The 11,977-nt window shown below is 64.8% G+C and carries 13 protein-coding genes; 12 read left to right on the top strand and 1 reads right to left on the bottom strand.

Annotated features, from left to right (window positions below):
- The first annotated feature begins 12 nt into the window (after positions 1 to 12).
- The 9 genes from ACZ1JW_RS13265 (at position 13) to ACZ1JW_RS13305 (ending at position 7,593) form a co-directional block, all read left to right on the top strand.
- Complete coding sequence (locus tag ACZ1JW_RS13265; protein ID WP_465140881.1) at positions 13 to 2,031, top strand: ParB/RepB/Spo0J family partition protein; 2,019 nt, start codon at positions 13 to 15, stop codon at positions 2,029 to 2,031.
- A gap of 156 nt (positions 2,032 to 2,187) precedes the next feature.
- Positions 2,188 to 3,153 (top strand): ArdC family protein, encoded by a 966-nt coding sequence (locus ACZ1JW_RS13270; RefSeq protein WP_465140882.1) that lies wholly within the window; start codon positions 2,188 to 2,190, stop codon positions 3,151 to 3,153.
- A gap of 13 nt (positions 3,154 to 3,166) precedes the next feature.
- On the top strand, positions 3,167 to 3,589 hold the full coding sequence (locus tag ACZ1JW_RS13275) for a hypothetical protein (RefSeq protein WP_465140883.1): 423 nt from the start codon (positions 3,167 to 3,169) through the stop codon (positions 3,587 to 3,589).
- A gap of 62 nt (positions 3,590 to 3,651) precedes the next feature.
- Positions 3,652 to 4,026, top strand: a complete 375-nt coding sequence (locus tag ACZ1JW_RS13280; protein ID WP_465140884.1) for an antitoxin Xre/MbcA/ParS toxin-binding domain-containing protein — start codon at positions 3,652 to 3,654, stop codon at positions 4,024 to 4,026.
- Positions 4,004 to 4,720 carry an RES family NAD+ phosphorylase gene (locus tag ACZ1JW_RS13285; protein WP_465140885.1) on the top strand — a complete coding sequence of 239 codons (717 nt, stop codon included), beginning with the start codon at positions 4,004 to 4,006 and terminating at the stop codon, positions 4,718 to 4,720. Before ACZ1JW_RS13280 ends, ACZ1JW_RS13285 begins: the two co-directional genes overlap by 23 nt.
- 304 nt (positions 4,721 to 5,024) lie before the next feature.
- On the top strand, positions 5,025 to 5,981 hold the full coding sequence (locus ACZ1JW_RS13290; RefSeq protein ID WP_465140886.1) for a DUF2493 domain-containing protein: 957 nt from the start codon (positions 5,025 to 5,027) through the stop codon (positions 5,979 to 5,981).
- Positions 5,982 to 6,087: 106 nt separating this feature from the next.
- Positions 6,088 to 6,360 carry an AbrB/MazE/SpoVT family DNA-binding domain-containing protein gene (locus tag ACZ1JW_RS13295; protein WP_465140887.1) on the top strand — a complete coding sequence of 91 codons (273 nt, stop codon included), beginning with the start codon at positions 6,088 to 6,090 and terminating at the stop codon, positions 6,358 to 6,360.
- Positions 6,347 to 6,736: a type II toxin-antitoxin system VapC family toxin gene (locus tag ACZ1JW_RS13300; protein WP_465140888.1), complete on the top strand. Its 390-nt coding sequence runs from the start codon at positions 6,347 to 6,349 to the stop codon at positions 6,734 to 6,736. Before ACZ1JW_RS13295 ends, ACZ1JW_RS13300 begins: the two co-directional genes overlap by 14 nt.
- A 467-nt stretch (positions 6,737 to 7,203) precedes the next feature.
- Complete coding sequence (locus ACZ1JW_RS13305) at positions 7,204 to 7,593, top strand: single-stranded DNA-binding protein (protein ID WP_465140889.1); 390 nt, start codon at positions 7,204 to 7,206, stop codon at positions 7,591 to 7,593.
- A 118-nt stretch (positions 7,594 to 7,711) separates the two neighbouring features.
- Here the strand turns inward: ACZ1JW_RS13305 and ACZ1JW_RS13310 are convergent, their stop codons facing one another.
- Positions 7,712 to 7,942 carry a DUF6437 family protein gene (locus ACZ1JW_RS13310; protein ID WP_465140890.1) on the bottom strand — a complete coding sequence of 77 codons (231 nt, stop codon included), beginning with the start codon at positions 7,940 to 7,942 and terminating at the stop codon, positions 7,712 to 7,714.
- A 328-nt stretch (positions 7,943 to 8,270) separates the two neighbouring features.
- Here ACZ1JW_RS13310 and ACZ1JW_RS13315 point away from each other — a divergent pair, with 328 nt between their 5' ends.
- The 3 genes from ACZ1JW_RS13315 (at position 8,271) to ACZ1JW_RS13325 (ending at position 11,967) form a co-directional block, all read left to right on the top strand.
- Entirely contained in the window at positions 8,271 to 8,516 is a 246-nt protein-coding gene (locus tag ACZ1JW_RS13315; RefSeq protein ID WP_465140891.1) for a hypothetical protein, read from the top strand.
- A gap of 759 nt (positions 8,517 to 9,275) precedes the next feature.
- On the top strand, positions 9,276 to 9,608 hold the full coding sequence (locus tag ACZ1JW_RS13320; RefSeq protein ID WP_465140892.1) for a hypothetical protein: 333 nt from the start codon (positions 9,276 to 9,278) through the stop codon (positions 9,606 to 9,608).
- On the top strand, positions 9,598 to 11,967 hold the full coding sequence (locus ACZ1JW_RS13325; protein WP_465140893.1) for a type IV secretion system DNA-binding domain-containing protein: 2,370 nt from the start codon (positions 9,598 to 9,600) through the stop codon (positions 11,965 to 11,967). Before ACZ1JW_RS13320 ends, ACZ1JW_RS13325 begins: the two co-directional genes overlap by 11 nt.
- The last annotated feature ends 10 nt before the right edge of the window (positions 11,968 to 11,977 follow it).

An 11,977-nucleotide genomic window follows, 5' to 3' on the forward strand; every position in this document is an offset into this window, starting at 1 on the left:
GGAGTGAAACCGATGTTCCAGACTATTCCTCTCGGCAAGCTTGTTGCCTCCCCCCGCAATGTCCGCCGCCATGGCGATCCAGCCGCAGATGCCGAACTCAAGGCCAGCATTGCCGCCCACGGCCTGCTGCAGAACCTCGTGGTGCGGGCCGCGCCCAAGGGCCGGTTCGAAGTCGAAGCCGGTGAACGCCGCCGCCGCGCGATGCTTGCGCTGGTGGAGGACAAGGTGCTGCCGCGCGACCATCAGGTCACGTGCCTCGTGCTCAGCGCCGAGAGCGATGCCGCGCCCGAGGCGAGCCTCGCGGAGAACTTCCACCGCCTCGCCATGAACCCCGCCGATGAAGCGCAGGCCTTCGCCGCGCTCATCGAGGGCGGAGCGACTACCGAACAAGTCGCTCGCCGCTTCGGTCTCACGGTGCGCTTCGTCGAGGGCCGCCTGCGGCTCGCAACGCTGGCTCCGGTCGTCTTCGAGGCGCTCGCTGCTGGCGAGATCACGCTCGATATGGCCAAGGCCTATGGCGCGACGTCGGACCAGCAGATCCAGGCTCGGGTGTTCTCGGAGGTGTCCGGCGCCTACTACGCGCCGAATGCGGACAGCATCCGGCGCATGGTGCTCACCGGAACGGTGCGCGGCAGTGATCCCCGGGCCAGGCTTGTCGGGCGCGAGGCCTACCTCGCAGCGGGCGGCCGGATCGAGCGCGAACTCTTCGACGATGCCGATACCGAGACCTGGGTCGATGTCACGCTGCTGGAAACCCTGGCTGCGGCAAAGATGGAGGAGGAAGCCCGCGCGCTCGCTGCGGAGCACGGCGTGGCGTGGGTCAAGCCCACGCTCGATCCTTACGCCAGCCACGATCTGGTCGAGGGTCTTGTGCGCCTGCCGGCAGAGCCTGCGCCGCTCAGCGAAGCCGAAGTGACCCGGTTGGAAGAGCTCGATGCTTCGTGGGACGAACACGCCGCGATCCTTGAAGACGAAGACAGCGCGCCCGAAGCAGTCGAAGCCGCTGAAGCAGCCATCGCTGCGATCGAACGCGAGACGCAGGACATCCGCAGCCGCAAGCCGGTCTTGCCCGACGAGCAGAAGGGTTCGGCAGGCATGATCCTCACGCTCTCGCGCGAGGGCACGCCCGTGCTGCAGCCGGTCTTCTATGGCGAGCGGGAAGAGACGGCGCCGGGCGATAGCGATGGCATCGAAGTGGTCAGCTCCGAAGGTGAGGGAGGGCCGCGCCGCGCGACCCTCTCGCGCCGGCTTGTCGACGAACTCGCGATGCAGCGCCGCGACGTGCTCGCGCTGCACCTGGCGTCTGACCCGGCGCTCGCCCTCGACGTCATGGTCTTTACCCTCGCCGATGCCGACACCCACGACTGGCAGGCGCGCAGCGCATCGACCCTCCGCGGCGGCGTGCCGAACGGTCCTATCGTCGGCTTCGAGCCTGCCGATGCGGCGGCAACTGGTGCGCTCGCTGAGCTCCGATCCGCGCTCGATGAGACCTGGCGCGCCGGCACCGATCAGCGCGAACGCTTCGACCGGTTCCGGGCGCTGGGCGATGAAGCCCGTGCGGCGTGGCTGGGACATGTCGTTGCGCGCTCGCTCGAGGCCAGCCTCAATATGAGCGGCGAGCGCCGGATCCCGTTCCATGATCACCTCGGCGGGCTGATCGGCATCGATATCGCGCAGTGGTGGCGGCCGACGGCAGCGAACTTCTTCGACCGCGTGCCCAAGCAGGTCATCCTCGAGGCGCTCGGCGAAGTGGGCGGTGCGGAACTGGCGGCGCGCTACGTCTCGGTCAAGAAGGCGGATCTGGCAGCCAGCGCCGAGCGCATCTTTGCCGGAGCTACGATTGCCGAAGTCGCGGAGCGTGAGCGCGCACTGGCCTGGGTGCCGGATGTCATGCGGTTCCCGAGCCTCGCTGCTGGTGACGAGCAGGCCGCTGCGTCTGAACTGCTATCCGGTGACCCGCACAGCGATGGTTCCGATGCCGAGCCCGAACTCCAACAAGCCGAAGAGTCCCCCCGCGATCTGGCAGCCTGACCTCCTCCTGACAGGCTGACGATCGCGAACCTCGAAGCCGTCCCTCGGGTCACCCCGAGGGGCGGCTTCTTCTCTTCAGTCAGAGGAGAGGAGGCGCCCTTGGGGCGGAAGCCGTGGGCAGGAGCGCCCACGGGGATACCGATCAGGAGAAGCCCAATGTCCAAGTTCCGTTCTCGCGAGCGCAGTGCCATCTCGCCCGCAGCTCGTATCACCCAGGAAATCATCACCCGGCTCGAAGCTGGAACCAAACCCTGGGTCCAGCCCTGGCGCGGTGTGCCGGTCTCGCGGCCCTTGCGAGCCTGCGGGATTCCCTATCGCGGCATGAATGTGTTCTGGCTGTGGATGGTCGCCGATATGTGCGGTTATGCCTCGCCGTTCTGGATGACCTATCGCCAGGCGCAGGAACTAGGAGGACAAGTCCGCAAGGGCGGAAAGTCCACCATTGCGATCTTCTACAAGAGCTACACCAAGGAGGTCGAGGCACCGGATACCGGCGAGCGCAGCGAGGAAGCGCGCCGCGTGCTCAAATCCTACCCGGTGTTCAATGCCGATCAGGTGGAAGGCCTGCCGGCGTACTTCCGTCCTGCTGCCTCACTCGAGCTCGTCGAGCCAGAGGGCCGCGAGGACGAGCTCGACAGGTTCTTTGCGGCCATCCCCGCCAACCTCCGGAACGCAGGCTCCGAGGCCTACTACGAGCCCGGCATCGATCGGATCACAATGCCGCCGGCAAGCCTGTTCACGGGCTTCGATCACTACTACGCGACGCTGGCGCACGAGATGTCGCACTGGACCGGGCACCACAGCCGTCTCGGCCGCGATCTCAAGAACCGGTTCGGCAGTGCGGCCTATGCCGCCGAGGAACTGATTGCCGAGCTGGCGAGCGCGATGCTCGGAGCCGAACTCGGTCTTCCGGTGGCGCATCTCGACAGTCACGCCAGCTACATTGAGCACTGGCTCAAATTGCTGAAAGACGACGACCGCGCGATCCTGACCGCAGCGGCACGCGCCGAGGAGGCGGCCTGTCTGCTGCTGAAGCTTGGCGGCCGCACAACCCTCGCTGGCGACGGTGACGACAACAGCGATGCACCCGGCGACGACACCGCCGGCGCGCTCGCCGCCTGAGGGGAGAGGATCGATGGGACGTTCTGTCAGCTACCCTGCAGGGGCCGTTGTCGCATTCCAGGTGCTCGACATCGACGATGATGGCGACTGGGAGTTCGAACTTGAATGGCTGCGCGAGGATCTTGTCGAGCGCGCGCGGGCGGCGTTTCCTTCGCTGGAGCCTCAGCAAGGCTGGCGCGGCCGCGAGGACCGCATCCTTCTGCGCAACGCCTATGCGGATTTCGGGATGTCGATCTACGGCAGTCTGGTCGCTGTGTGGATGGCCGAGCGTGAGGATGGGCCCTACTGGGAGGGCGACTGGCGCCATCCTCGAACCGGGCGGGCTCGCCGCTGGTTGGCGCAGATCTCGCCGCGCTTTGATGCGTTGTTCGGTGAGTACGACTGCCTCGGCCATATGTCGAACGGGGAGGGCGTCTATCGCAAACGGGCAGCCTGAATTCAGGAGTGTTCATTTGAGCGGAATGGCGCTATATCCATTCAATCGAAAGGATGTACGCCATGGCTACGAAAGCCGCCCTTGCTGCCAGCGATGCCGAAGTCCTGACCTCGGCGATCATCAGGATCGCCAAGTTCTGGAACCTGTCCAATGCCAAGCTCGGCGCGGTGCTGGGCTTGTCGCAAGCCACGGCCTCGCGTCTGAAGGCAGGGACGACCCTGCTCGATCCCGCGTCCAAGTCGTTCGAGGCTGGGCAGTTTCTGCTGCGACTGTTCCGGGGGCTCGATGCGCTGCTTGGCAGTGACGACGAGGCCGCAAAGTCCTGGCTGGCAACACCCAACCTTGATCTCGCCGCGCGTCCGATCGATCTGATCGACAGCATCCGCGGCCTCATCACCGTTTGCGACTATGTGGATGCCCACCGCGCTCGCGTCTGAGGTCTCGTCCTGGCGCGGCGAGGTGTGGCGAGTGGTCGAAGCGCAGCACCGTATCTCGACCGATCGCCTGGCGGACACCCGCGAGGCGCAGGAGCGGCTCGAGCATCTGGCCGAGGCGGTGAAGCCTCCGCTGCCTGAGAGCGCTGCCGGGCTCGACTATCTCCTCGCCTCGCCATTCCGCTATGGCCACGGCAGCGCGAGCCGCTTCCGACGGGCGAATGAGCGGCCCGGCATCTTTTACGCGAGCGAAGTGGAGGCGACGGCCATTGCGGAAACGGCGTTCTGGCGGCTGCGCTTCTATCTGCGGTCCCCGGGCTTCATCCCGCCTGCGACGACCACCGAGCACACCAGTTTCACGGCAAAACTCGCGACCGCTCAAGTGCTCGATCTGACGCGCGAACCATTTGCGAGCCACGAAGCACGGTGGACCGACCCGGCCGACTACTCGGCCTGCCAGGACCTTGCCTCTGCCGGCCGCGCTGCGGGCATCGCCCTGATCCGGACGCTTTCAGCGAGAGACCCGCTGCGCCGTTGCAATATGGGCCTGCTCGACCCTGCCGCCTTCGCCTCGCCCAAGCCCACGATCCGCCGGACATGGCATCTGCGCTTCGAGAACGGCCGCCTGTCGGCGCGCGCCGCACTCCCGTCGCAGGAGCGGTTCGTGTTCCGGCCGGGGGATTTCGGGCTAGCCTGACGCGACGCCGGAAGCACTCAGCCGGCAGGGAATGCTTTGGCCTTCCTGAGCAGTTTTGACTTGGCCAGATCATGCCCTGCCGCCGCGGCGAGAGAGGCCCTGGGCCGGTCGCCTGCGCCCTGCAACCCGCCTTCGTCAGGCCCGTGTTGGCGCGCCTTCTGCGCGCCTGCCCGCGCTAGCCTGCCGAAGGGGGTTTCCGCCCCTTTGGGGCGTGCAGTGCGAGCCTTGCCCGGCCCTGACGGGCTCTCGCCGGCAGCAGGGCCATGATCCTCCTCGCCGGTCTCGCAACCGTCAGGAGGTTCCCATGCACACGTCTTTCGCCGACCAGCTTTCCGGGCTCGATCTATCCGGCTTCTCGATCGGCCCTGCGCCGCTTTCCATGACCGACTTTCCATCGAACGAAGCGGCTTCGCAAACGCTTGAGGCGGTCTGGTCCGATCTCTTTGCGATGGTGACCGGCACCGCACTCGAGGCCGATGCCGAGGATCTGGCTTGGGCCTTCGTCAACATCTTTCACCGCGCCGCCGAGCGCAAGTCAGGCGCTCTCGACCGGGCGACCGACGAAGTCCGCGCGCTCGTTGCAACCGGCGACGGCTCCGAGGTCCACACCCATGATCTCGAAAACCAGGTTGAGCGCGCACAGTGCGCCGAGCAGGCCATGCTGGCCTTCGAAGGCATGCGCGAGATTGCAGCAGCCCTCTATCTCAACGAATTTGGCTCGTCCTGGAAACCGGTTTCAAGCTCGCGCTTCAACCACGGTGCGAGCTTCACATCGGCGCTGGTTCAGGGCCGCGATTTTCTGCGCGCCCGGGCCGAAGCCAAGCGCCGCGCGGCGATGCCCGAGGGCACGCCGGTGGTGTTCGCCGGTGGGCGCATGAAGCCTGGTACTGAAGCCGAGGGGCTCACGTTCGCGAACAACATCTGGGCCACGCTCGACAAGGTTCGGGACCGGGTTCCCGACATGGTGCTTGTCCATGGCGGCGACACCAAGGGCGTCGACCGCCTCGCGTCCTCATGGGCCGAACGGCACAAGGTCCCACAGGTGGTCTTCGCGCTCGACTTGCGGCTCGGGAGCCGCGCGGGGTTCCATCGCAACGAGCGCATGCTCAGCCTTGATCCGCGCTACGTTGTCGCGTTCCCGGGCAATGGCGTTCTCGAGCGCCTCGTGATCGACGCCAAGGCGCGCCGGGTTACCGTGGTCGACCGTCGCGGCCCGCTGGGTACGTGCCCCAAAGCGCCCGCCATTGGAGCGCCGGGCTGAAGGCCCCCCGCTCTTGCCAGCGTCCTATCGGGCGCTGGCAATCGGCCCTTGCTGATGGGCACTTGAAAGTCTATCTTACCTTCGTCTTACATCTGGAGAGTGTGTTGTGGGCGTTCATGACCGGTTGACGACTGTCATCTCGACCAAGGGCCAGGTCATTCTGCCCAAGGCAATCCGCGACCAGCTCCAGTGGGGAGCAGGAACGCGGCTCACGGTCGAGAACACGCCAGAGGGCGTCCTCCTCAAATCCACACCGGTGTTCGCCGCTTCCAGCATCGATGCGCTCTTCGGATCGATGCGGCACGAGGGACCAGCGCTGTCGATCGACGACATGAATGCAGCCATTGCGCAGGAGGCCGAGCGACGTGCGCGCGATTGATACCAATGTGATCGTCCGCTTCCTGACGGCGGACGATGCCGCTCAGGCTACTGTGGCGCGCCGTGCCATCGAGGCTGGCGATATCTTCATCCCGACGACCGTCCTCCTCGAAACCGAGTGGGTGCTGCGCAGCGGATACGGCTTCTCGAGTGAGGCCATCGGGGCCGCGCTTGCAGGTCTGGCAGGTCTGCCTGGCGTTGCCGTTGAAGATCCGATGGCTCTGGCCTCTGCTCTTGATGGTATGGCGAGCGGCATGGACTTCGCGGACGCGCTGCATCTAGCCAAGGCCGAGGGCTGCATCGCCTTTTTGAGCTTCGATCTCAGGCTCGCCAAAGCCGCCAAAGGCCGGTCTTCGGTTCCAGTCATGGTGCCCTGAACCGGGCCAGCGCCCGTGGCCTGTGCTGACAAGCATCGCTTGGGCAGGGCCATTGGAATGAGCTGAGAACTCGCGGTCCTCGGCGATAGACTCTCTGATGAAGATCTTACGTCGAGGCGGGCGAAAACGCACAACCGAGATGAGACGCATGGCCCCGTATCAGGGCAAGTTCGAGAGCAAGCACAGCCGCGAAATGCTCCGAAATGGCGGGGACGCCAGATCGGCTCAGGCCCGGGGCCATCCGGCTCTTCGCGAACCCCTCCCTGAAGGCGCCGACAGCCCCTCGCAACCCCGATCCGGCCCGGCCGTGTTGCCCGGCTTTGCGCGGGCTGCCCGCACCACCCGTCCTGATCGAGGTTCCCCTCCCGTCGCCTTTGGCGCCGTCCGGTGCGAGCGTCTGCCGCCCCCTTCTGACGGTCAGTTCGCAGCCGGGATGGCCCCGGACCTGCGCGATCAGGAGAAAACCCATGACCAATCTCGTTATCCTCGTCGGCCGCATCGCCCGCGATCCCGAAACCCGCACCACCACCGGCGGCACCAGCATCACGAGCCTCTCGGTCGTGACCGACCGTCCCGCCCGCAGGGACGGCAAGACCTACAAGGACGAAAACGGCTACACCGCCAAAGACAGCGAGTTCCACCGGATCACCTGCTTCAATGGCCTGGGTCAGAACGTCGCCAAGTTCTGCAGCAAGGGGCAACTGGTCACGGTCGAGGGACGTATCCACTACACCCAGTGGGAAGACCAGGACGGCACCAAGCGCTACGGCTGCGAGATCATCGCCGACAAAGTCGATTTCCTCACCAAGGGCCGCGGGACCTCCGGCGACAGCGCTCCCGGCATCGACGAGGATTGAACCCCTCACCCCTCTCGAAAAAGGCCCCGGCAGAGCGATCTGCCGGGGCCTTCTTTGTGTTTGGGCAGCAATCGGCGGCGCGGGGGCATCGAGCCCCACGCGCCGCCGGGATTGTCGTCTAAGCAGCAGAAAGCCGCTTGATCGCGGTGTCGATGCCAAGCGTCATCGATACGCGCAGCAACTGCTTGAGCTGTGCCGGTTCGAGCACTTCAGCACCGCAATCGAGCAGCACTTTGCCGAGATCGGCGGCAGCCTCCTCGCGCAGGCGCGCCTCGCGGCTGACAAGTTCGTCGCGTTCTGCCCGAAGCTTCAGAAGGGCATCGCGCGCACTGGTTTTTGACCGGGCCATATCAGGGTCCTTTCGATCTGGCCGTTGGACCCCTCCACTCACAATCTTGCCATGCCTGCGCCGCGTTTCAAGAGGGCAAACCGCAATCCCGATCGTCGCGGTCCCCTGGGAGGTGGGGAGGTTCTCTCGCAGAGGTGGCCAAGCATGATGGCGCCTTTGGGGCCGCGTCAAGGACGACGGGGCCCCACCATTTTGCCGGGACGAGCCCGACAAAATCGTTGCCCCCATCGCCGCTGCGCGGCCGCGCTTTCGCGCGGTCCCTGACCCGGCCCGTCGACACCATCGCAGGGTCCCTGATGCGACGCATCGTCATCAGGAGGAGAAAGCCATGTTCGTTTCAGCACACGCAGCGCATGCTGAAGTTCAGTCAGAGGTTGATCACAGCAGCGCCTGGATTGCGGCCCTTGATCAGGCCCATGCCCGGGCCCAGCACAGCTACTTCACCCAGTACGTCCTGACCGATGGGCAGACCGGCTATCTGGTGATTGATGAGGGGGACTATGGCGCACTTCCGGCTGATCTCGAAGGGCGGGTCATCGACGCGGTTCGGGGCAAGCTGAGTGACGAGTTCTAGATGCTGATCAGCATCACGCAGGGAGGGCGTCCGCCAGGGCGCTCTCCCTTTTTCTTTGCTCACTCACCTTCTCGTCCTGCCTGCATGTGGCGCATTTTCGGGCCAGTCAGGTATCCTGAAGAAAAATCCCCGCCGAACCACTTGGGCTCGGCGGGGCTAAGGTCAAGGGTACCGGAATGGTGCCCTTCGGGTCGCACAATTTGTTTAGCACCGTTCGGGAGACAACAAAGTGACGAAGGTCACTCGCTCGGGAATGAGCCGCGAATCCGGGCACCAATAACAGTCGGGGCAATACCAAGTTCGGCAGTCATTTCTGCGGCTGGATCGCTGTCCACGGTTAACGTCTGGAAGTTCGCATCGTCGCTGACCGCGAGCCAATTTTCCGGGCCGAAGGGGACAGACCAGGCCTGCGCCTGAGGGCAACCTGGGTTCCTCCAGTCCTGGTTTCCAGATGCCGATTGTCCATCATGCCAAGCGTTTGGAACTACGCTGCAAAAGGGGGGAAGGGGGCACACCGTACGCGACCTGTCGCAGGTGGGAAGTTGCTGCAATAATTGCCTAAAATGGTGTTTTGGCCCCTTCGGCGCTTTCCCGTCACTCTGACTTGCAGGGTATAGCGGCAAGTCCGCCTTTCGAACGAAGAGGCGAAGACCGCACAAATCCTCGCTTTCGATGTTCTTGACATGTTCCATGCGTCGATGTAGTTTGCTCCTCACTTTCGCAGGGTGACCAGGCTCCTTCATTTGAAGGAATCTGCCAATGTCACGACCCAAGTGTATCCAGGCTTACGTCTCGGACGAACTCGCTGCGCGTGCGCGCGCAGCAGCAACCGCCAGCGGCCTTGCAGTCAGCGAATGGCTGCGCACGCTCATCGTGCGCGCCTGCGATAACGACCTCTCGGCTGCCAGCGATCGCAGCGTTCTGATCAAGCTCTACCGCCAGTCGCTCTTCACCATGGTCGGGGTTGATGGCCTCCTGGCGGGTCATAGCGACCATGCTTTGCGCGAGCGCGTTCACACCGTGTTCGCCGATCGTTGCCGCGCCGCCGCTCTCTCTGAAACCACCGACGAGGGAGGCAGCCATGAAGCGTGATCTCGGCAACTTCACCCGCGGCAGCCAGCTCATCGAGCATTTCGGCTTCATGTTCGCAGCGGGCCTCAAAGGCCCATTGATCATTGCCCTGATCGTCACCTGCTGGATGACCTGGTGGACCGTGTCAGCAGGTATGACGGACCACGAAGTCTACCTTGCGTGGATGCGCGCCTACGCGGCCGGCTACCATTTCATGGAGTTCGATCCCACACACGATGTGTCGGTCCAAACCGCGTGGGGCAGGACCGTGACCTTCCCGATATCCCTGCTCGATGTCTATCCGCCGGTGGTACGCGCCTGGCGACATATGATGACGCTTGTCGGTGTCGCTCTGGCCTGGTCTGCCCTGTTCCTTGTCCCACTTTTCGTCGCCTGGATCTGGTTCGCCGCCCGGTTCGGCGGAAAGGCCAAGGAACGCAAGCACGAGCGCGGCGCGATGCTTACCGATCTCGCCGATCTCAAGGCTCAGATCCGCGAGCACAACACCGCCGAGCAGCGCAAGGAGTGGACCGCAAAGCTCGGCCACCAGTGGCGCTTTTGCTCGAAGGAGGAACTCGCCCGCGCCTTTCCCTATCGCCCGTCGGCTATCGCCGGGGTGACCTATCCATGGCGCCTCGAACAGAGCCACGCGATGCTCATTGGCACCACCGGTATGGGCAAGACTGTCGCGCTCTCGGACATGATCGAGGAGGCGCGCCGCCGCGGGCAACGCGCTGTGATCTTCGATCTGACCGGGCACTTCATCGAGCACTTCTACGATCCCGCGCGTGACGTGATCCTCAATCCGCTCGATGCGCGATGCCCGCGCTGGAGCGTGTTCGACGAGTGCCGCGACGAGGCCGAGTTCACGGCAGCCGCGGAGGCTCTGGTGCCCCACGATGGGGGCGGCTCGGAACAGTTCTGGGTGCTCGCTGCGCGCCTGCTGTTCGTCGAGATGTGCCTTAAGCTCCGCGTACGCGGCGCGGACAGCAACGAGGCTCTGGCACGGGAGCTGATGACGGCGGACCTTGCAGAGGTGCACAAGCTGATGCGCGGCACGATCGCAGATCCGCTCACCGCTCCCGAGGCCGCACGCATGGCGGAATCGATCCGCGCGGTCTTCAATGCGAACGCGAAAGCGCTCAAGATGCTTCCGCGCGAAGGACCGCGTTTCTCGATGCGCAAGTGGATCGAGGGTGAGGGGGAACCAGGAGGCTTCGTCTTCATCTCCGCCCGCTACGTGGACCTCAGCGTCTGCACGCAGCTCCTCACCGTCTGGCTCGATCTGGCGATGAACACGCTGATGACTCTCGATCGCACCCGCGACCTGCGCATCTGGTTCTTCATCGACGAACTGGGCGCGCTCCACCGTCTGCCTGCGCTCGAGAAGGGCCTGCAGACCGCGCGCAACTTTGGCGGCGCGATCGTCACCGGGATCCACGCCTATGCCAAGCTTAAGGAGGTCTACGGCGAAAACATGGCGATGACATTGTCCTCGCTTGCCAGGACCAAGCTGATCCTCGGGACGGGCGACCGCGAGACCGCCACCTGGTGCTCGGACTTCATCGGGCACACACAGGTCCGCGACATGGAGGAGGGGTACACCTACGGCTTCAACAATGCCCGTGATGCGGTCAGCTTGACCTCGCGCAAGCTCGTTGAACCTTTGCTTTTGCCCGACCAGCTCAAGGACCTTCCTCGCCTCAACGGCTATCTCAAGTTTCCGGATGGGTTCCCTGCGGCAGAGGTCGAGCTCACGCCTGTTGATCGCCCGATGCGTTCCAAGGGGTTCATCCGCAGGGCAGCAGACCCCCTCCCGAGCAGACCGGCTGCACCACAATCGGATGAGAGCAGCAACCGGGGCGAGGGACCAACCGCAACAAGCACTGAGCACCCGTCGTCGAATGACGATGGTGCCGGCAGGAGGCTCGATCCGCGTCAGGGACTACTGCCGCTCGTGCAGCCCGAGCCCGTTCCGCCCGAGGGCTTTGAGCGCAGTTGGGCAGAGCTCGACCTGTTCGATCCGACTGTTCCAGCGGGCACTGGAGATGGAGCTGGCGCGCACCCAATAGCTTCGCGGGATGGGGGATCGGCGGACGAGAACGCGATGTTGCCAGGGGCAGGTACAGCGCCGGCTCACAGGGGCGACCCGGTGCCTGCGAAGAACTCCGGCGGAGGTCAGGAACCAGGGGAGACGGTGGATGCCGGTGGCAGGCTATCGGGAGCCGGACGCAGTCCAGCGCTCCCGGATCAGGGCAAGCAGGAGGGGCCGCTGGCACCCACCGATCCGCGCCGTCTGGCCCTCGAGGATGATGCACTCGCACCGGATCAGGGTCCTCCCGAACCGCGCGATCTCGGCGATTTCGATATCGATATCTGACGCGTGATCC

This window comes from Novosphingobium sp. BL-A-28-Hi1-0D (assembly GCF_055521755.1).

Bases quoted from the DNA above. Each gene is read 5' to 3' on its own strand.
- ACZ1JW_RS13270 (WP_465140882.1), top strand. From the start codon at position 2,188: ATGTCCAAGTTCCGTTCTCGCGAGCGCAGTGCCATCTCGCCCGCAGCT.
- ACZ1JW_RS13280 (WP_465140884.1), top strand. From the start codon at position 3,652: ATGGCTACGAAAGCCGCCCTTGCTGCCAGCGATGCCGAAGTCCTGACC.
- ACZ1JW_RS13305 (WP_465140889.1), top strand. From the start codon at position 7,204: ATGACCAATCTCGTTATCCTCGTCGGCCGCATCGCCCGCGATCCCGAA.
- ACZ1JW_RS13320 (WP_465140892.1), top strand. From the start codon at position 9,276: ATGTCACGACCCAAGTGTATCCAGGCTTACGTCTCGGACGAACTCGCT.
- ACZ1JW_RS13310 (WP_465140890.1), bottom strand. From the start codon at position 7,942: ATGGCCCGGTCAAAAACCAGTGCGCGCGATGCCCTTCTGAAGCTTCGG.
- ACZ1JW_RS13325 (WP_465140893.1), top strand. From the start codon at position 9,598: ATGAAGCGTGATCTCGGCAACTTCACCCGCGGCAGCCAGCTCATCGAG.
- ACZ1JW_RS13285 (WP_465140885.1), top strand. From the start codon at position 4,004: ATGCCCACCGCGCTCGCGTCTGAGGTCTCGTCCTGGCGCGGCGAGGTG.
- ACZ1JW_RS13265 (WP_465140881.1), top strand. From the start codon at position 13: ATGTTCCAGACTATTCCTCTCGGCAAGCTTGTTGCCTCCCCCCGCAAT.
- ACZ1JW_RS13315 (WP_465140891.1), top strand. From the start codon at position 8,271: ATGTTCGTTTCAGCACACGCAGCGCATGCTGAAGTTCAGTCAGAGGTT.
- ACZ1JW_RS13290 (WP_465140886.1), top strand. From the start codon at position 5,025: ATGCACACGTCTTTCGCCGACCAGCTTTCCGGGCTCGATCTATCCGGC.
- ACZ1JW_RS13275 (WP_465140883.1), top strand. From the start codon at position 3,167: ATGGGACGTTCTGTCAGCTACCCTGCAGGGGCCGTTGTCGCATTCCAG.